We start from the raw sequence: 18,068 nt of genomic DNA, 5'->3' as shown, positions 1-18,068 counted from the left end.
GGCTGTCATGAACATCTCCGCCACTGCACGGTCGCTGCTGCTGCAGGAGTTCGTCTCCGCGTTCTTCCTCGCGATGCGCTACTTCTTCCAGCCCAAGCCGACCTTGAACTATCCGTTCGAGAAGGGCCCGATCTCGCCGCGCTTCCGCGGCGAGCATGCGTTGCGCCGCTATCCCAACGGCGAAGAGCGCTGCATCGCCTGCAAGCTCTGTGAGGCCGTCTGCCCGGCGCAGGCGATCACCATCGAGGCCGGCCCGCGCCGCAATGACGGCACTCGCCGTACGGTGCGCTATGACATCGACATGGTGAAGTGCATCTATTGCGGCCTGTGCCAGGAAGCCTGTCCGGTGGATGCCATCGTCGAGGGCCCGAACTTCGAGTTCGCGACCGAGACCCGCGAGGAGCTGTACTATGACAAGGCCAAGCTACTCGCGAACGGCGACCGCTGGGAGCGCGAAATCTCCAAAGCCATCGCGCTCGACGCGCCGTACCGCTGAGGCCGTCCGATGATCCTTCCTGCGCTCTTCTTCTACCTGTTCGCGGCGGTCTGCGTGGCCTCCGCGGTGATGGTGATCGTCTCGAAGAACCCCGTTCACTCGGTGCTCTACCTGATCCTCGCCTTCGTCAACGCCTCCGGCCTGTTCGTGCTGATGGGCGCCGAGTTCCTGGCGATGATCCTGGTCGTCGTCTATGTCGGCGCGGTCGCGGTGCTGTTCTTGTTCGTGATCATGATGCTCGACGTCGACTTCACCGAGCTGCGCGAGGGCTTCCTGCAGTACATGCCGATCGGCCTCGTGATCGGCGGCATCTTCCTGTTCGAGCTGCTGCTGACCGTGTCCTACTGGGTCATCAACCCGTCGACGCCGAAGGCGATCACGGCGGCGATCCCGACCAACGTCACCAACACCGAGGCGCTCGGCCTCGTGCTCTATACGAAGTACGTCCATTACTTCCAGCTGTCGGGCATGATCCTGCTGGTGGCGATGATCGGTGCGATCGTGCTGACCTTGCGCCACAAGGCCAGCGTCAAGCGCCAGGACATCAACGTCCAGAACGCCCGCACGCCTGAGATGGCGATGGCCGTTCGCAAGGTCGCGGTCGGGCAGGGGCTGCAGGACACGGATGCCGCGGAGTGGGTGAAATGACCATCGGACTGGGGCACTACCTCGCGGTCGCCGCGATGCTGTTCACGCTGGGCATCCTCGGCATCTTCCTGAACCGCAAGAACATCATCGTCATCCTGATGTCGGTCGAGCTGATCCTGCTCGCGGTCAACATCAACCTGGTGGCGTTCTCCACCTTCCTCGGCGACATCGTCGGCCAGGTGTTCGCGCTGCTGGTGCTGACGGTCGCCGCGGCCGAGGCGGCGATCGGTCTGGCCGTGCTGGTGGTCTATTTCCGCAACCGCGGCTCGATCGCGGTTGAAGACGTCAATCTGATGAAGGGCTAAGGCGCATGATCCGCAACAGTGGGGGCCGGCTCGCCGGCAAGGTCATGCGTAAGGGAACGGGCGAATGATCCAGGCCATTGTCTTTCTGCCGCTGCTGGGCGCGATCCTGGCCGGCCTGATCGCGCTGCTCGGGGCGCATGGGCGCCATCCGAGCGGCGACGAGGTCGAGCATCACGACGACGGCCATGCTCATGGCGCCGCCGACGCGCATGCCCATGCGCATGACGACCACGGCCACGATGATCACGGTCATGGCCACGACGATCACCACGTCGCCGAGCCGCCGGCCTCCGGCACCTGGGCCGCGCAGGCGATCACCACCGCGCTGCTGTTCGTCTCGGCCGCGCTGTCCTGGGCGACCCTGGTCAGCGTCGGCTTCATGCACCACGAAGCGGGCGTGAAGGAGCTGCTGCCCTGGATCAATTCCGGCGAGCTGCAAGTGTCCTGGGCGCTGCGCGTCGACACGCTGACTGCGGTCATGCTTGTCGTGGTCACCAGCGTGTCCTCGCTCGTGCATCTCTACTCGATCGGCTACATGGACGAAGACCCGAACCGTCCGCGCTTCTTCGCCTATCTCTCGCTGTTCACCTTCGCGATGCTGATGCTGGTGACCGCCAACAACCTCGTGCAGCTGTTCTTCGGCTGGGAGGGCGTCGGTCTCGCCAGCTATCTGCTGATCGGGTTCTGGTTCCAGAAGCCGTCGGCCAACGCCGCCGCGATCAAGGCCTTCGTCGTCAACCGCGTCGGCGATTTCGGCTTCGCGCTCGGCATCTTCGCGATCTTCCTGCTGACGAAGTCGACCGACTTCGAGACCATCTTCGCCGCTGCGCCGAGCATCGCCGGCAAGACGACGATCAACTTCCTGGGCTGGCATGCGGATGCGCTCACGCTCACCTGTCTGCTGCTGTTCATGGGCGCGATGGGCAAGTCGGCGCAGTTCCTGCTGCACACCTGGCTGCCGGACGCGATGGAAGGTCCGACTCCGGTCTCGGCGCTGATCCACGCCGCGACCATGGTCACGGCCGGTGTCTTCATGGTGGCGCGCCTGTCGCCGCTGTTCGAGCTCGCGCCGAACGCGCAGGCCGTCGTGATGTTCTTCGGCGCCACCACCGCGTTCTTCGCGGCGACCGTCGGCCTCGTGCAGAACGACATCAAGCGCATCGTCGCCTATTCGACCTGCTCGCAGCTCGGCTACATGTTCGTGGCGATGGGGGCAGGGGCCTACTCGGTCGGCATGTTCCATCTGTTCACGCACGCCTTCTTCAAGGCCTTGCTGTTCCTGGGCGCCGGCTCGGTGATCTACGCGATGCACCACGAGCAGGACATCCGCAACATGGGCGGCCTGTGGCGCAAGATTCCGTACACCTTCGCAGTGATGACCGTCGGTACGCTCGCGCTGACCGGCTTCCCGGGCTTCGCCGGCTTCTTCTCCAAGGACGCGATCATCGAGGCCGCCTATGCCGCGCACAATCCGTTCGCGACCTATGCGTACTTCCTCACGATCGTCGCCGCCGGCCTGACTTCGTTCTACTCCTGGCGTCTGGTGTTCAAGACCTTCTTCGGCACGCCGCACGACCAGCATCACTACGACGCCGCCCATGAGAGCCCGATCTGGATGCTGATCCCGATCGGCGTGCTCGCGGCCGGCTCGATCCTGGCGGGCTTCCCGTTCAAGGGCCTGTTCGTCGATCCCCACGGTGTCGAGCACTTCTTCGGCGAGTCGCTGAAGATGAACCCGCACATCCTGGAGGACATGGAGCACATGCCGTTCTGGCTGGGTCAGCTGCCCTTCATCATGATGGTCGGCGGCTTCGCGGTGTCCTACTTCTTCTACGTCAAGCGTCCGGACATCCCGGAGGAGCTCGCCGCGCAGCAGCCGCTGCTTTACAACTTCCTGCTCAACAAGTGGTACTTCGACGAGCTCTATGACTTCATCTTCGTCCGTCCGGCGAAGTGGCTCGGCCGCTTCCTCTGGAAGAAGGGCGACGGGTTCGTCATCGACGGGTTCGGTCCGGATGGCGTGTCGGCGCGGGTGCTCGACGTCACGCGCAACGTCGTCAAGATCCAGACCGGTTATCTCTATCACTATGCCTTTGCCATGCTGATCGGCGTCGCCGGCCTGATCACCTGGTTCATGTTCATGGGGGGCCAGCAATGACCACCTGGCCAATTCTCTCCGTCGTTACCTTCCTGCCGCTCGTCGGCGCGCTGCTGATCTATCTGGTCCGCGGCGATGACGAAGCCGCCCAGCGCAATGCGCGCTGGATCGCATTGTGGACCACGCTGATCACCTTCGCGGTGTCGGTGATCCTGGTGCTGCGCTTCGACCCCGGCCAGACCGACTTCCAGTTCGTCGAGAAGTCGAACTGGCTGGCGGCCGGGATCAGCTATCACATGGGCGTCGACGGCATCTCGCTGCCGTTCGTGATCCTGACCACCGCTTTGATGCCGTTCTGCATCGTGGCGAGCTGGAAGTCGGTCAAGAACCGCCTGCGCGAATACATGATGGCGTTCCTGATCCTGGAAACGCTGATGGTCGGCACCTTCTCGGCGCTCGACCTCGTGCTGTTCTACCTGTTCTTCGAGGGCGGCCTGATCCCGATGTTCCTGATCATCGGCGTCTGGGGCGGGCCGCGCCGGGTCTACGCGTCGTTCAAGTTCTTCCTCTATACGCTGCTCGGCTCGGTGCTGATGCTGCTCGCCATCATGGCGCTGTACTGGAACGCCGGCACCACCGACATCCCGACCCTGATGCACACTGCGGTGCCGCGGTCGTTGCAGACCTGGGCCTGGCTCGCCTTCTTCGCCTCCTTTGCGGTGAAGATGCCGATGTGGCCGGTCCACACCTGGCTGCCGGACGCGCATGTCGAGGCGCCCACCGCCGGCTCGGTGATCCTGGCCGCGATCCTGCTGAAGATGGGCGGCTACGGCTTCCTGCGCTTCTCGCTGCCGATGTTCCCGCTGGCCTCGCACGACTTCGCGCCGCTGGTGTGGACGCTGTCGGCGATCGCGATCGTCTACACCTCGCTGGTCGCGCTGATGCAGGAGGACATCAAGAAGCTCATCGCCTACTCGTCGGTGGCGCATATGGGCTTCGTGACGATGGGCATCTTCGCCGGCACCATGCAGGGCGTCGCCGGCGGCGTGTTCCAGATGATCTCGCACGGCATCGTCTCGGGCGCGCTGTTCCTCTGCGTCGGCGTCGTCTACGACCGCATGCACACCCGCGAGATCGCGGCCTATGGCGGCCTCGTCAACCGTATGCCGATCTACGCGTTGGTGTTCATGGTGTTCACCATGGCCAATGTCGGCCTGCCCGGCACCTCCGGCTTCGTCGGCGAGTTCATGACCCTGCTCGGCACCTTCAAGGTGTCGATTCCGACCGCGTTCTTCGCGACCTTCGGCGTCATCCTGTCGGCCGGCTACGCGCTGTGGCTGTACCGCAAGGTGGTGTTCGGCGCGCTGACCAAGCCGGCGCTGGCGAGCATCAAGGATCTCACTCTGCGTGAAGGCGTGATCCTGTTTCCGCTGGTGGCGCTGACCATCCTGTTCGGCGTCTATCCGAAGCCGATCCTGGACATGTCGGCGGCCTCGGTGCAGCAGCTCGTCACCAACTACAATACCGCCGTGACGGCCGTGAAGGCCGCCGCGCTGCTTCAATGATGAGACCCTTGAGGTCGGGACAGAGACGATGATCGAGAATCTTGGGCCTCAGCTTTGGGTGGTGCTGCCGGAGCTGCTGCTGGCCTTGGGGGCCATGGCGCTGTTGATGCTGGGCGCGTTTCGCGGGCAGGGGACGACGGGGATCGTCACCGGCCTCGCGGTTGCGCTCCTGATCGTGGTGGGCATCGTGGTGCTCAGGCAGCAGGGCGGTCAGGCCTTCGGCGGCAGCTTCATCGCCGACAGCTATGCGCGCTTCCTGAAGATCCTGGCGATCATCGGCTCGGCCGCGACGCTGATCATGTCGGCGGAGTTCCTGTCGAAGCCGGACCGCCGCATCTTCGAATATGCGATCCTGGTGCTGCTCTCGACGCTCGGCATGCTCGTGCTGATCTCGGCCGGTGACCTGATTACGCTCTATCTCGGCCTCGAGCTGATGTCGCTGGCCCTCTATGTCGTTGCCGCCAGCCATCGCGACAACGTCAAGTCGACGGAAGCCGGCCTGAAGTACTTCGTGCTGGGCGCACTGTCGTCGGGCATGCTGCTCTACGGCGCCTCGCTGATCTACGGCTTCACCGGCACGGTGAGTTTTGCCGGCATCGCGGCGGCGACCAAGACCGGCGGCGTCGGCATCATCTTCGGCCTCGTCTTCCTGTTCGCCGGCATGTGTTTCAAGGTCTCGGCGGTGCCGTTCCACATGTGGACACCGGACGTCTATGAAGGCGCGCCGACCCCGGTCACGGCGTTCTTCGCCTCCGCGCCGAAGGTGGCGGCGATCGCCGTGTTCGTCCGCGTCGCGCTGACGGCATTCCCCGGCATCACCTTCCAGTGGCAGCAGATCATCGTGTTCGTCTCGATCGCCTCGATGGCGCTCGGTTCGTTCGCCGCGATCGGCCAGACCAACATCAAGCGCCTGATGGCCTATTCGTCGATCGGCCATATGGGCTTCGCTCTGGTCGGCCTCGCCGCCGGCACGGTGGAAGGCGCGCAGGGCGTGCTGACCTATATCGCGATCTATGTCGCGATGACGCTCGGCTCCTTCGCGGTGATCATGGCGATCAAGCGCAACGGCCAGTCATTCGAGAAGATCAGCGATTTCGCGGGTCTGTCGCGCACCAATCCGCTGCTCGCGTTCTTCTTTGCGATGCTGCTGTTCTCGCTGGCCGGCGTGCCGCCGCTGGCTGGCTTCTTCGCCAAGTGGTACGTGTTCGTCGCGGCGATCAAGGGCGGGCTGTTCACGCTGTCGGTGATCGGCGTGCTGACCAGCGTCGTGGGCGCCTACTATTACCTGCTGATCGTCAAGACGATGTATTTCGACGAGCCGTTGCCGAGCGTCGATCCGGTCCGGATCGAGCTGCGCACGGTGCTCGCGATCTCCGGCGTCTTCAACATCCTGTTCTTCGCCTATCCCGGCCCGCTGGTCAGCGCGGCCGCGGCCGCGGCGAAGTCGCTGTTCTAGATGACCTTTGCTCTTGGGGCCCGGGCCGCTGCCAGCGGTTACGGGCTCGTCGTCTTCGATCGGGCCGGCTCGACCAATATCGAGGCCCTCTCCGCTGCGCGGCAGGGCGCCAAGGCAAGCTGGTTCGTCACGACGGAGCAGACCGCCGGACGTGGCCGCCGCCAGCGGCCATGGATTGCGCCACGGGGCAATCTGGCCTCCTCCGTCCTCGAAGTGCTGAACGTCGCGCCCGCTGTTGCCGCCACGCTCGGCTTCGCCGCCTGCCTCTCCATATCGAGCGCCCTGCGGCAGGTCAGCCGCGAGGCCGTGCTGCGGTCCGGCGGCAGCTCCTCACTCGATTTCTCGGTGAAGTGGCCGAACGACGTGCTCGCCGGCGGCCGCAAGATCGTCGGCATGCTGCTCGAGGCCGAACGGGTGGCCGGCGGGCTGGCGGTGGTGGCCGGCATCGGGACCAACGTGGTGGCGGCGCCGACCGATACCCCGACACCGGCGGTCTCGCTCAGAGACCTTGGAGTCGAGGTGAGCGCCGAGGATCTGTTCACCGCTCTCTCCGATCGCTGGGTCGAATATTTCGGCATCTGGAACGGGGGCCGCGGCTTCGGCGACATCCGAAAGCTGTGGCTGGAGCGGGCCGCGGGCCTCGGCCAGCCCGTCGCCATCAGGTCCGGACATGCTATCATCGAGGGGATTTTCGACACGATCGATGAACAGGGTTGTATGCTGGTGCGGACCGCGGAGGGACGATTGGAGCCGATCACGGCCGGTGATGTTCATTTCGGCTCGGTCGCATCCAAGGGAGCGGTCTAGATGGCACGTCCGGACGAATTGACCTTTGCGCCGCTCGGCGGCGTCGGCGAGATCGGCATGAACCTGTCGATCTACGGTCTCGGCAATCGCCACCAGCGCTCCTGGCTCGCGATCGATCTCGGCGTCTCCTTCGGCGACGAGGAGCATCTGCCCGGCATTGACCTGATCATGCCGGACGTCAGCTTCCTGGAGAAGGAGGGCCGGAATCTCGTCGGCCTGGTGCTGACGCACGCGCATGAGGATCATTTCGGCGCCATCATCGATCTCTGGCCGCGGCTGAAATGTCCGATCTACGCGACCAAGTTCAGCGCCGCCTTGTTCGAGGCGAAATGCGAGGCTGAGCGCCTGCCGGCGAAGATCCCGGTCAAGGTCATTCCGTCAGGCGGCCGTGTCGACATCGGTCCGTTCAATGTCGAGTTCATTCCGGTCGCGCATTCGATTCCGGAATCGCACGCGCTCGCCATCCATACCGAGGTCGGCACGGTCCTGCACACCGGCGACTGGAAGATCGATCCGACGCCGGTGCTGGGCGCGCCGACCGACGAGAAGCGGCTGCGCGAGCTCGGCGATGCCGGGCTGCTCGCGCTGATCGGTGACTCCACCAACGCCGTACGCGAGGGGCGCTCGCCATCCGAGGCCGAGGTCGCCAAGACGATTACGGCGCTTGTCAAGGAAGCCAAGGGCCGCGTCGCCGTCACCACCTTTGCCTCCAACGTCGCGCGCATCCGCGCCGTGGCGGAAGCGGCGCGCGAGGCCGAGCGCGAGGTGGTCATCGTCGGCCGCGCCATGGAGCGCGTCGTCCAGGTCGCGCGCGAAACCGGCTATCTCGACGGCGTGCAGAACTTCCGCGGCATGGATCTCTACGGCCACTTCCCCGCCGACAAGGTGCTGGCGCTGTGCACCGGCAGCCAGGGTGAGCCGCGTGCGGCGCTGGCGCGCATCGCCAATGACGATCATCCGCTGGTCACCCTGAACAAGGGCGACACCGTCATCTTCTCTTCGCGCACCATTCCCGGCAACGAGAAGGCGGTCGGCGCGGTCATCAATGGTCTCGTGCAGCAGGGCATCGAGATCATCACCGACCGCAATCATCTGGTGCACGTCTCCGGCCATCCGCGCCGCGACGAGCTGCGCGACATGATCGCCTGGACCCGGCCGCAGCTCCTGATTCCTGTCCACGGCGAGGCGCTGCATCTGCACGAGCATGCGCGGCTGGCGCGTGCCTGCGGCGTGCCGAAGGTGATCACCTGCCGCAACGGCGATCTGGTCAAGCTCGGCCCCGGCGATCCCGGGATCATCGATCAGCTGCCGGCGGGCCGTCTCTACAAGGACGGCACCATCGTCGAAGATTCGAAGTCGCGAGCCGTGGTCGAGCGGCGCAAGATGTCCTTCGCCGGCTGCATCTTCGTGGCCATGGCCATTACGGAGAAGGGCGAACTGGCTGACGATCCCGAGGTCGACATGGTCGGCATCCCCGAGAAGACTGTGGCCGGCGAGCCGATGGACGACATCGTATTCGATGCCGTCGTCTCGACCTTCGAGGGCCTGCCGCGGGCGCGGCGGCGCGATCCCGACGCCGCGGCGGAATCGGTGCGGCGAGCGGTTCGCTCGGCTGTGAACGAGCAATGGGGCAAGAAGCCGATTTGCCTGGTGCACGTCCTGGAAGTCTGACGCGGGCGGATTGAACGACAACCAAACAGTGGAGGAACCGATGCTGGGCCGGCTCAATCACGTGGCGATCGCGGTCAAGGATGCCGAGAAGGCGGCGAAGATCTATGGCGCCGCTTTCGGTGCCGAGATCTCGGCGCCGCTGCCGTTGCCGGATCACGGCGTGATCACCGTATTCGTGACGTTGCCGAATACCAAGATCGAGTTCATCCAGCCGCTCGGCGAGTCCTCGCCGATCGCGAAGTTTCTCGAGCGCAATGCCGATGGCGGCATCCATCATGTCTGCTACGAGGTGCCCGACATCATCGCCTCGCGCGACACGCTGATCAAGGAAGGCGCCCGCGTGCTCGGCGACGGGCTGCCGCGCATCGGCGCCCACGGCAAGCCGGTGCTGTTCCTGCACCCGAAGGATTTTTCCGGCGCGCTCGTCGAGATCGAGCAGGCCTGAGGCAGCGGGGCGACCATGGCCTATACGATCTCCACCTGGCTCGCGATCTACTTCGTGCTGTGGTGGGTCATGCTGTTCGTGACCCTTCCGTTCGGGGTGCGCAGCCAGCACGAGACCGGCGGCGCCTCGCCGGGCACGGATCCAGGCGCGCCGACGATCAGCCTGATGGGACGACGCCTGCTCTGGACGACGTTTCTGTCGGCCGTCATCTTTGGGCTGGCCTTGCTGGCGTATCAGGCCGGCTATCTCAGCATCGAGAGGCTCTCGAAGCTGATGGGCCTGCCGTTCTAGCTCGCTCGCATCGCACAACATTCTGTCGGAGCCGATGCACGGACGTGCATCGGCTTTTTTGCTATAGGAGGTCAAAACAAGAGCGACAGGGAGGTTGCGCGTGACGACATCGGCCGAAGCCGGGCAGGGGACGCCATCGGGCTATCGCATTCTGAACGAGGCGGATCTTCGCAACCATCTCGCGAGGACGCCAGCGGTCGCGGCTCAACTTGGAGGACCGGCGGAGCACTGGTCGATCTCCGAGGTCGGCGATGGCAATCTCAACCTCGTTTTCATCGTCAAGGGATCGTCAGGCGGACTGGCGGTCAAGCAGGCGCTGCCTTACGTGCGGCTGGTCGGCGAGAGCTGGCCACTGCCGCTGTCGCGCGCGCACTTCGAGCATCTCGCGCTCACCCAACAGGGGCGGCTGGCGCCAGGCCTGGTCCCGGCGGTGATCCATCATGATCATGCGCTGGCGCTGACGGCGATGGAGCTGCTGGAGCCGCACATCATCATGCGCAAGGGCCTGGTCGCCGGCACGATCTATCCCGCCTTCGTCGATCACATCACGACCTTCATGGCGCGGACATTGTTCTTCTCGTCCGACCTCGCGCTGTCGGCCGCGGAGAAGAAGGAGGCGATTGCGAGCTTCGCCGGCAACCATGCGCTGTGCAAGATCACCGAGGACCTGATCTTCACTGATCCCTATCGGATCGCCGAGCAGAACCGCTGGACCACGCCATGGCTGGATGCGACGGCGGCGGACATCCGCGCCGATCTCGATCTGCATGTCGCGATCTCCCGACTGAAGCTGAAGTTTCTGTCGAGCGCCGAAGCCTTGATCCATGGCGATCTGCACACCGGTTCGATCATGGTCACGGACACGCAGACCAAGGTGATCGATCCCGAATTCGCGTTCTATGGACCGATGGGGTTCGACGTCGGCGCCGTTCTGGCCAACCTGCTGATGGCCTATTTCGCATCCGCAGGACATGAGCGGGAGCCGGGAGATCGGGAAGCCTTCGAGAGCTGGGTGCTCGCGACCGTCGATCGCGTGTGGACGGGATTTGCGGACAAATTCCAGGCGCTATGGCGCAGCGAGGCGCACGGCGATGCCTATTCGCCGTCACTGTTTCCGGGAGAGGCAGGAGCCGCGCGGCTGGAGACGGAGCGCCAGGCCTATATCGCCAGATTGCTCCAGGACGCCGTCGGCTTCACGGCCGCGAAGATCATCCGCCGCATCCTGGGTCTGGCGCACAACATCGATTTCGAACTGATCGAAGATGCGAAACAGCGCGCGGTGTGCGAGGCGAGGGCGCTGCGACTGGCGCGAAAGCTGATGACCGAGACAGCATCGTTCACGTCGATCGACGCGCTTACGAAGGCCGCCCACGAGCTGCGTCATTGGCAGCCAGCGTTTTGAATGACCTCTCGCGTCATTGCGAGGAGCGAAGCGACAAAGCAATCCAGTGTCCCCGCGCGGCCCTGGATTGTTAGTCCGCCGCTTTCGCTCGCAGCCGTTGTGCGTAGACGTTGATCACCAGGGCCGCCAGCAGGATCAGGCCGCGGATCAGGATCTTCAGGAAGCTGTCGATGTTGACGTGGTCGAGGCCGTTGTTCAGCACGCCGAGCACGAACAGACCGACGATGGTGTTGCCGATGCCGCCGCGGCCGCCGAACAGGCTGGTGCCGCCGACCACGACGGCGGCGATCGAGTCGAGCAGATAGGTGTCGAACTCGTTCTGCTGCGCGCTGCCGAAATGTGCGACGCCGAGCATGCCGCCGATCCCCGAGCAGACCGCGGAGATCACCATCACGCTGCCCAGGATCAGCTTGACGTTCAGGCCCGAGTACTCGGCAGCCTCGCGATTGCCGCCGACCATGTAGACGTAGCGGCCGAACCGCGTGTAGGTCAGAACGAGATGACCGAGCAGCAGCATCAGCGCGGCGACGATCACGATCCAGGGCACGCCTGCGATCGAGCCTGAACCCAGCGTGGTGATCAGGGGAGGCACCTTGTAGGCGATCTGGCCGCGCACCAGCATCGCCGAGATGCCGGCCGCGATCTGCATCATCGCCAGCGTCATGATGAAGGAGGGAATGCCGATCACCGTCAAGCCGAACGCATTGACGGCGCCGAGCAGCGCGCACAGGGCCAGCGCGAGCAGGATCGCGACAAAGCCCGGCATCGGCACGTTGGCGATGTTGACGTAGGAGTCCTGCAGCGTGAAATAGGCCACGGCAATGCCGGTCACGTTGGCGATGGCCGCGATCGACAGGTCGATCTCGGCGCAGAGAATGACGAATGTCAGACCGACCGCGATGATGCCGGTCACGGACACTTGCGTCAGGATGTTGCCGACATTGTCGAGCGTCGCGAAGGACGGACTTGCGATCGCAAAGAACGCCGTGAGGAAGATCAAAGTCAGGAACGGCGCGATGTTGCGCATCTGCGAGCGCAACACGGACGCGACGCCGCCGGTGCGTCGCGGCGGCGCCTCCGGCATCGGAACGGTCTTGCCATGCGCCATGGAAGTCTCCCTACGCCGCCTCGAGCAGACGGTCTTTGCTGATGGTCTCGCCGGCGAATTCGCGCACGACCTCGCCGCGCTTGAGAACGATGACGCGGTCGGCCAGCGACAGCACGGTTTCCGGCTCGGTCGAGAGCACGATCACGGCAATGCCCTGGTCGCGCAGTTGCCGCACGATTCCGATCACGTCGCTCTTGGCGCCGACATCCATGCCGCGGGTCGGCTCGCACAGCACGAGAAGTCGCGGCGGATGGCTGAGCCATTTCGCCAGTGCGACCTTCTGCTGGTTACCGCCGGAGAGCAGGCCGAGGTCGATCTCGACATCGGCCGGCCGGATCTGCAGCTGCTCGACCTGGCGCTTCGCCAGCGCGCGCTCGCGCGACGGCTTCAGCAGCACCGCGTTGATGCGGTCGAGGATGCTGATCGAGACGTTCTTGTAGACAGGCTCCTGCAGAAACAGCATGTCGCGTCGGCTCTCCGGCACGAAGGCGATGCCGGCGCGGCGGGCATCCGCCGTGCTCTTGAACCGGTTGCGCTCGCCCGAGATTCGCAGTTCGCCGGCATCGGGCGCGAGCTTGCCGAACAGGATCCGCGCCAGCTCGAGCTGGCCGCAGCCCATGAAGCCGTAGACGCCGAGCACCTCTCCGGCGCGCACCGCGAACGACACGCGCTTCAGATTGCGGGCCAGCGACAGGCCATCGGCTTCGACCACCACGGGCTTGTCGAGCGGCGGCGCGGGCAGGGTGATGTCGTGGGTGTAGCTGTCCTCGAGCGCGTCGCGCCCCTTGCCGATCATCGCCTCGATCAGCGCCGCCTTGCTGGTGTCGGCGGCCCGCGTCTCCATGATCTTGCGGCCGTTGCGGAACACCGTGACCTCATCGGAGATCAGCAGGATGTCCTCGATGAAATGCGAGATGAAGATGATCCCGGTGCCCTGCTCGCGCAGCTTGCGCAAGGCGGCGAACAGCCGCTCGACTTCGGGCGGCGACAGCGCCGAGGTCGGCTCGTCCAGGATGATGATGCGGGCGCCGGAGAACAGCACGCGCGCGATCTCGATCAACTGCTGCACGCCGATCGGCAGATCGCCGAGCCGGCTCATCGGATCGGCGTCGATGCCGAGCTTCTTGAGTTGTTCGGCAGCCTCGCGCGCCATGCGGCGCCACTGCACGATGCCCAGTGCATTGGTCGGCTGGTTGCCGAGAAACACGTTCTCGGCCACCGTGAGATCCGGCGCGACGCTCAGTTCCTGATGCACCATGGCGATGCCGGCGGCGCGAGCGTCGCGGGTGGAGTTGAAATGCACCTCGCGGCCGTCGAGCAGGAAACGGCCGGAGAATCCGGTGTGCACGCCGGCGATGATCTTCATCAGCGTGCTCTTGCCGGCGCCGTTCTCCCCGACGAGACCATGAATCTCGCCGGGACGAAGGGTGAAATCGACGCCGCGCAAGGCGGTGACGCCGCCGAACGACTTGGTGATGTCCTGCAATTCCAGCAGTGGTGGGCGGCTGTCCAGCATGGGAAGGGACTTCAGATCAGGAAGTGATCCTCCATCCATTGCATGCCCGGAGCATTGGCCTTGGTCACGACCGGACCGTCGGTGATCACATGCTTTGGAATGCCCTGGCCGCTCTTCTCGCCGGCCGTGACCGCGGCAACACCCGCGACGATCGCGCCGCCATGGATGCGGCAGGACGGATTGCGCACGGTCGCGAACATGCGGCCGTCGCTGACCGCCTGGATCGCCGGCGGCATGGCGTCGACGCCGCCGATCAGGATGTTGGTGCGGTTGCGGGCCTTCATGATGTTGTAGGCGGCCAGCGCCATGTCGTCATTGTGGAAGAACGCCGCATCGATCTGCGGATATTTCGTCAGATAGGTCTCCCACAGCCGCGCCGCCTTGGAGACGTCCCAGTCGGCCGGTTGCGTGTCGAGCACCTCGATGTTCGGGAATTGCTTGATCACCGAGTTGAAGCCCTTGGCGCGGCCCTGCGCGCCGGTGTGGCCGAGCGCACCCTGCGTCATGATGATCTTGCCCTTGCCGCCCATCGCTGTCGCCAGCGCCTGGGTGACGGAGGCGCCCATGAACTCGTTGTCGGGGGCCAGGAACGAATGGACGTTGATCTGATCGAGCGGGGCGATCAGCGTGTCCATGTCGATGACGGGGATGCCGGCGTCGATCATCTTCTGCACCGGCTGCGTCAGCGTACCGATGCCGAACGCCTGGATCGCGACGAAGTCCCACTTCTGCGAGGCCATGTTGTCGATCGCCGCGCGCTGCTTCACCGCATCGAGCTGGCCGTCGAACCAGGTCACCTCGACATTGAGCAGCTTGCCCCACCATTCCGCCGCCTGCTTGCCCTGGGCGCACCAGGTCGCCTGCAGGCCGGCATTGGAGAACGCCGCCTTGAGCGGCTTTTCGGAGCGGCCCATCTCGGCGGCGAGCGCCGGATTGATGCCGAAGCCGGCGAGCAGGGCCGCCGCCGAGCCCGCGGCCGTGGCCGCCTGGATAAGATCGCGCCTGGTCTTGACCGTTTTCTTGGACGTTTTGTCAGTGCCGGACATCCCGTGCTCCCTGTCCCATCGTTGTCTGGCGGCGTCATTGATTGCGCTACCAAGACCTGCACTGTTTCACAACCGAACTAATCACGCTACAGCCGGATGTTGTGCGCTGCATCGAGGGACTTCCGCGCTGCACGCGATGTCAGAAAACCGTGATGCGTTCGTGGTACGCGGCGCTGCGACGCCATCTTCGCGCAAGGCATTCTGGGAGATCAGCTTTGGCAACGACGCGCATTGCCGTCATCGGCGATATTCATCACGGCCAGGACACGCCGACGAAGCGCGGATCGATGGCGCTGCCGCTGCTCGAGCAATTTGTCGCAGAGGTCAACAGTGGGCGCTTCGATGCAGTCATCGATCTCGGCGACAGGATCTCGGACGAGGATCCGGAGCGGGATCGCCTGCTGCAGAGCGACGTCGCGATGTGCTTCGGAAAGCTCGTGCCGGTGCATCATCACGTCAGCGGCAATCACGATGTCGCCTTGCTCAGTCTCGCCGACAATGAAGCGATCCTGGATCGTCCGAGCGGATCGCGCGCTCTGACGGTTGGCGATATCAGGTGCGTGTTCTGGCAGCCCGACGTGGGGCTCACACGGGAGCGTGGATTTCGCCTGTCTGCGGGCGACCTCGAGGAGCTGGTTCGATTGCTTTGGCAGGATGATCGGCCGACCCTGCTCGTCAGTCACGTGCCGCTGTCTGGACATGCTCAGATCGGCAACTACTACTTCGAAGCCAATCCGGGACACGCCGCCTATGCCGAGACCGATGCAATCCGCGCGGCCATCGCGGAGGCGCCGTGCCCGATCGTTGCGCTCGCCGGACATGTTCACTGGAATACGCTGACGACGGTCGATGGCACGTCGCACCTGACCCTGCAGTCCCTGACTGAGACGTTCATCTCGGGCGCTCCGGCCGAGGCCGCCGGCATTCTGGACATCGAGGAGGGGCGGCTGCGCTGGACGGTGACCGGCCGCGAACCGCTGTCGGTGACACTGCCATGGCCGAAGACCAGGACACGGTGGCGTGCTCCGTTGGCGCGCTTCGCGGCGTCAGCGGTGGCCTGAGTTGGTCAGGATGTTCAGGCAGCGTTCATGCGGCCCGCGATACCGTCGGATGAGAAGGGAAGTTCGCGGCAGCTGCAAAAAAATAGAGCAGGGCAGCGGGCCCTGCTCGGAAATTGTGTCGACCCTTTAAATATCCCGCAAGTTCAGATTTGATCTTGTTAAGCGGGGTGACGCTGCTTGTTGCGCGCCAGGGCTCCTCCCGAGACTTGGACCACCAGACTTCCGCAAGCGTTAGCCTGAGGCCCAAATTCGTAGACGATCTTTTTGCGTTTGTCATCCTTTTCGGCAACGATTGTTCAAATTTCGCGCAGACCACGAAATGATCGATAAGTCATTGCAATTCGCGGGATTTGTTTTCGGCTTTTCCCGTCATTGGTTCTAAAATACCGCTCGGTCCGGCGGTTCGCGAACGCCCGCGGCGTTGTTCTTAATCAACGACCGCCGGCCGAATGTCCCCGACTGTGCTCAGAGCGTCCTCGACTCATGGCGTCGGCTGGGGCACAAGATTCGGGTTCATTTGGCGGGCATTCATGCGGCAGCGGCTGCAAGCGTTTCTTCCGATCGTGCTGATCGCACTGGTGGTGCAGATCCTGGCGCCGATCGGTGGCGCCTGGGCATCCGTATCGGCCGCCTCCGATCCGCTGCGTGGCGTCGAGATCTGCCATAGCCAGCCGGATTCCGCACCTGCCGATGACGATTCGTCCAAGCGGGGATGCTCTTCTTGTGCCCTCTGCTGCTTGGTGCAGCCGGTCGCCCTCGATGATCCGGACCTGTCCGTCGTCGATGTTCCCGAGCAGGCCTCGCATGTCGTGGTCTGGCGGGCAATGGCGCCGCTTCTCCGCGCGGCCCGGGCCTGGTCGCTCGCGCAGGCAAGAGCGCCACCCGCAGCCTAGTGCGTCGGCCGCTCTGCGGCTTGTCCCCTCTCATTCGCAAAACCGCCTTGCTTGGTCTGCCCGGTCAGCCGTTGCCGGGTCGACCCGCGACAAGGCTTCAATCGCGCACCGCGACGACCCTCACAAAGGAATCCCCCATGACGTTCATCGGACGCTCCCTGCTTGCACTCGCTCTCCTGCTGGCCGCCTCGCCCGCCACCTCCGCCGCAGACATCAAGGCCGGTGACCTCGTGATCTCCCAGCCGTGGAGCCGCGCCACGCCGGGCGGCGCCAAGACGGGCGCCGGATATCTCACGATCCAGAACAAGGGCAGCGCGCCGGACCGCCTGGTCGCCGTGTCCGGCGAGATCGCCGGTCACATCGAGATTCACGAGATGGCGGTCACCAACGGCGTGATGACGATGCGCCCGCTGGAGAAGGGGCTGGAGATCGAGCCCGGCAAGACCGTGGCACTGGCGCCCGGCGGCTATCACCTGATGCTGATGGAGCTGAAGAGCCCGCTGAAGCAGGGCGACAAGCTGCCGGTGACGCTGGAGTTCGAGAAAGCCGGCAAGGTGGCCGTCACGCTCGAGGTGCAGCCCGTCGGCGCCAAGGGGCCGGGCGGCGAGGGCGGCAGCATGATGAAGCACGAGCACAAGATGTGATGTAACGCGTCTGCCTGGCGACAGGGGACATTCGATGGATCGGTGCGTCTTCAACGGCTCTGTCCCGGCGGGCTCGCTTGCGGGCCTGCCACTGCCTGACGCGCAGGCCGGGCAGGCGTTGCGTGCCGCTGATGGAACGCTCGGCCTGTCATGACATCCGGCAGTACGATCACGCCCTGCCGATGCAACGGCCGCGCCCGCCGCATGACGCGGCGCCGTTGGATGGCGCGCCTTCTGCCGGTGGCTCTGCTGGCGCTGATCATCCAGGTGCTGGCGCCGGTGGCGGCGTCCGCCATGACCGCGGCGGCGATCGCGTCCTTTGATCCACTGAATGGCGCCGTCATCTGCCATGCCGAGGCGGACGCCGCACCCTCCGATCGCGATGCCGACCGCACAGTCTGCGGCCTCGATTGCGTGATGTGCTGCGTGCTCCACGCCGCCGCGGCGCTCGATGCGCCGCCGGCGCCGGCTCACGCGGCGCCGCTTCGGAGCATGGCACGCGTCGACTGGACCGCGCGGGAGCTCCGGCTTGTCCGTCTCACGGCCGGGTCCCAGGCGCAACCCAGAGGACCTCCCTTTCTGACCTGAGCACCGACGTCGTCACCGGCACCGCCCA

The 18,068-nt window shown here is 64.8% G+C and carries 18 protein-coding genes; 15 read left to right on the top strand and 3 right to left on the bottom strand.

Annotated elements, in window-relative coordinates; translation table 11 throughout:
* Positions 1-7 precede the first annotated feature (7 nt).
* The 11 genes from nuoI (at position 8) to mtnK (ending at position 11,184) form a co-directional block, all read left to right on the top strand.
* Complete coding sequence (gene nuoI / locus QX108_RS05305; RefSeq protein ID WP_006611003.1) at positions 8-496, top strand: NADH-quinone oxidoreductase subunit NuoI; 489 nt, start codon at positions 8-10, stop codon at positions 494-496.
* Between the two features lie 9 nt (positions 497-505).
* Positions 506-1,144 (top strand): NADH-quinone oxidoreductase subunit J, encoded by a 639-nt coding sequence (locus tag QX108_RS05300; RefSeq protein WP_315779400.1) that lies wholly within the window; start codon positions 506-508, stop codon positions 1,142-1,144.
* Positions 1,141-1,449 carry an NADH-quinone oxidoreductase subunit NuoK gene (gene nuoK / locus QX108_RS05295; RefSeq protein WP_006611001.1) on the top strand — a complete coding sequence of 103 codons (309 nt, stop codon included), beginning with the start codon at positions 1,141-1,143 and terminating at the stop codon, positions 1,447-1,449. Before QX108_RS05300 ends, nuoK begins: the two co-directional genes overlap by 4 nt.
* 64 nt (positions 1,450-1,513) lie before the next feature.
* On the top strand, positions 1,514-3,607 hold the full coding sequence (gene nuoL, locus QX108_RS05290) for an NADH-quinone oxidoreductase subunit L (protein WP_315720436.1): 2,094 nt from the start codon (positions 1,514-1,516) through the stop codon (positions 3,605-3,607).
* A complete protein-coding gene (locus QX108_RS05285) occupies positions 3,604-5,112 on the top strand; it encodes an NADH-quinone oxidoreductase subunit M (protein ID WP_315779398.1) in 1,509 nt (502 codons plus the stop codon). The genes nuoL and QX108_RS05285 overlap by 4 nt, the downstream gene beginning before the upstream one ends.
* Before the next feature lie 28 nt (positions 5,113-5,140).
* Positions 5,141-6,568, top strand: coding sequence for an NADH-quinone oxidoreductase subunit NuoN (nuoN, locus tag QX108_RS05280; RefSeq protein WP_315779396.1), 1,428 nt, complete (start codon positions 5,141-5,143; stop codon positions 6,566-6,568).
* Positions 6,569-7,375, top strand: a complete 807-nt coding sequence (locus tag QX108_RS05275) for a biotin--[acetyl-CoA-carboxylase] ligase (RefSeq protein WP_315779394.1) — start codon at positions 6,569-6,571, stop codon at positions 7,373-7,375.
* A complete protein-coding gene (locus tag QX108_RS05270; protein ID WP_315779392.1) occupies positions 7,376-9,046 on the top strand; it encodes a ribonuclease J in 1,671 nt (556 codons plus the stop codon).
* A 40-nt stretch (positions 9,047-9,086) separates the two neighbouring features.
* Entirely contained in the window at positions 9,087-9,491 is a 405-nt protein-coding gene (gene mce, locus QX108_RS05265) for a methylmalonyl-CoA epimerase (RefSeq protein ID WP_172109591.1), read from the top strand.
* Positions 9,492-9,506: 15 nt separating this feature from the next.
* The gene (locus QX108_RS05260) at positions 9,507-9,782 is read left to right on the top strand and encodes a DUF1467 family protein (RefSeq protein ID WP_172109590.1); all 276 of its coding nucleotides are present in this window, start codon (positions 9,507-9,509) and stop codon (positions 9,780-9,782) included.
* Positions 9,783-9,882: 100 nt separating this feature from the next.
* Entirely contained in the window at positions 9,883-11,184 is a 1,302-nt protein-coding gene (gene mtnK / locus QX108_RS05255; protein ID WP_315779390.1) for an S-methyl-5-thioribose kinase, read from the top strand.
* A 70-nt stretch (positions 11,185-11,254) separates the two neighbouring features.
* On the opposite strand, the gene QX108_RS05250 is transcribed toward mtnK, so the two are convergent.
* The 3 genes from QX108_RS05250 to QX108_RS05240 are packed head-to-tail and all read right to left on the bottom strand — an operon-like array spanning position 11,255 to position 14,854.
* Complete coding sequence (locus QX108_RS05250; RefSeq protein WP_315779388.1) at positions 11,255-12,292, bottom strand: ABC transporter permease; 1,038 nt, start codon at positions 12,290-12,292, stop codon at positions 11,255-11,257.
* A 10-nt stretch (positions 12,293-12,302) separates the two neighbouring features.
* Positions 12,303-13,808 (bottom strand): sugar ABC transporter ATP-binding protein, encoded by a 1,506-nt coding sequence (locus QX108_RS05245; protein ID WP_315720429.1) that lies wholly within the window; start codon positions 13,806-13,808, stop codon positions 12,303-12,305.
* 11 nt (positions 13,809-13,819) lie between these two features.
* Positions 13,820-14,854: a sugar ABC transporter substrate-binding protein gene (locus QX108_RS05240; RefSeq protein ID WP_315779386.1), complete on the bottom strand. Its 1,035-nt coding sequence runs from the start codon at positions 14,852-14,854 to the stop codon at positions 13,820-13,822.
* Positions 14,855-15,069: 215 nt separating this feature from the next.
* On the opposite strand from QX108_RS05240, the gene QX108_RS05235 reads away from it, so the two are divergent.
* The 4 genes from QX108_RS05235 (at position 15,070) to QX108_RS05220 (ending at position 18,040) form a co-directional block, all read left to right on the top strand.
* Positions 15,070-15,915 carry a metallophosphoesterase family protein gene (locus tag QX108_RS05235; protein WP_315779384.1) on the top strand — a complete coding sequence of 282 codons (846 nt, stop codon included), beginning with the start codon at positions 15,070-15,072 and terminating at the stop codon, positions 15,913-15,915.
* Between the two features lie 530 nt (positions 15,916-16,445).
* Positions 16,446-16,808 (top strand): DUF2946 family protein, encoded by a 363-nt coding sequence (locus QX108_RS05230; protein WP_315720427.1) that lies wholly within the window; start codon positions 16,446-16,448, stop codon positions 16,806-16,808.
* A gap of 137 nt (positions 16,809-16,945) precedes the next feature.
* The gene (locus QX108_RS05225; RefSeq protein ID WP_315779382.1) at positions 16,946-17,452 is read left to right on the top strand and encodes a copper chaperone PCu(A)C; all 507 of its coding nucleotides are present in this window, start codon (positions 16,946-16,948) and stop codon (positions 17,450-17,452) included.
* Positions 17,453-17,674: 222 nt separating this feature from the next.
* A complete protein-coding gene (locus QX108_RS05220; RefSeq protein ID WP_315779381.1) occupies positions 17,675-18,040 on the top strand; it encodes a DUF2946 family protein in 366 nt (121 codons plus the stop codon).
* Positions 18,041-18,068 lie beyond the last annotated feature (28 nt).

This window comes from Bradyrhizobium sp. SZCCHNR1002 (genome assembly GCF_032381435.1).
Classification (GTDB): domain Bacteria; phylum Pseudomonadota; class Alphaproteobacteria; order Rhizobiales; family Xanthobacteraceae; genus Bradyrhizobium; species Bradyrhizobium aeschynomenes.
This window is presented reverse-complemented; position numbering and strand designations above follow the sequence as displayed.

What these genes read in the sequence shown, in the direction of transcription:
- nuoI (WP_006611003.1), top strand. Translation starts at nt 8, where the DNA reads ATGAACATCTCCGCCACTGCACGGTCGCTGCTGCTGCAGGAGTTCGTC.
- QX108_RS05300 (WP_315779400.1), top strand. Translation starts at nt 506, where the DNA reads ATGATCCTTCCTGCGCTCTTCTTCTACCTGTTCGCGGCGGTCTGCGTG.
- nuoK (WP_006611001.1), top strand. Translation starts at nt 1,141, where the DNA reads ATGACCATCGGACTGGGGCACTACCTCGCGGTCGCCGCGATGCTGTTC.
- nuoL (WP_315720436.1), top strand. Translation starts at nt 1,514, where the DNA reads ATGATCCAGGCCATTGTCTTTCTGCCGCTGCTGGGCGCGATCCTGGCC.
- QX108_RS05285 (WP_315779398.1), top strand. Translation starts at nt 3,604, where the DNA reads ATGACCACCTGGCCAATTCTCTCCGTCGTTACCTTCCTGCCGCTCGTC.
- nuoN (WP_315779396.1), top strand. Translation starts at nt 5,141, where the DNA reads ATGATCGAGAATCTTGGGCCTCAGCTTTGGGTGGTGCTGCCGGAGCTG.
- QX108_RS05275 (WP_315779394.1), top strand. Translation starts at nt 6,569, where the DNA reads ATGACCTTTGCTCTTGGGGCCCGGGCCGCTGCCAGCGGTTACGGGCTC.
- QX108_RS05270 (WP_315779392.1), top strand. Translation starts at nt 7,376, where the DNA reads ATGGCACGTCCGGACGAATTGACCTTTGCGCCGCTCGGCGGCGTCGGC.
- mce (WP_172109591.1), top strand. Translation starts at nt 9,087, where the DNA reads ATGCTGGGCCGGCTCAATCACGTGGCGATCGCGGTCAAGGATGCCGAG.
- QX108_RS05260 (WP_172109590.1), top strand. Translation starts at nt 9,507, where the DNA reads ATGGCCTATACGATCTCCACCTGGCTCGCGATCTACTTCGTGCTGTGG.
- QX108_RS05250 (WP_315779388.1), bottom strand. Translation starts at nt 12,292, where the DNA reads ATGGCGCATGGCAAGACCGTTCCGATGCCGGAGGCGCCGCCGCGACGC.
- QX108_RS05245 (WP_315720429.1), bottom strand. Translation starts at nt 13,808, where the DNA reads ATGCTGGACAGCCGCCCACCACTGCTGGAATTGCAGGACATCACCAAG.
- QX108_RS05240 (WP_315779386.1), bottom strand. Translation starts at nt 14,854, where the DNA reads ATGTCCGGCACTGACAAAACGTCCAAGAAAACGGTCAAGACCAGGCGC.
- QX108_RS05230 (WP_315720427.1), top strand. Translation starts at nt 16,446, where the DNA reads ATGCGGCAGCGGCTGCAAGCGTTTCTTCCGATCGTGCTGATCGCACTG.
- QX108_RS05225 (WP_315779382.1), top strand. Translation starts at nt 16,946, where the DNA reads ATGACGTTCATCGGACGCTCCCTGCTTGCACTCGCTCTCCTGCTGGCC.
- QX108_RS05220 (WP_315779381.1), top strand. Translation starts at nt 17,675, where the DNA reads ATGGCGCGCCTTCTGCCGGTGGCTCTGCTGGCGCTGATCATCCAGGTG.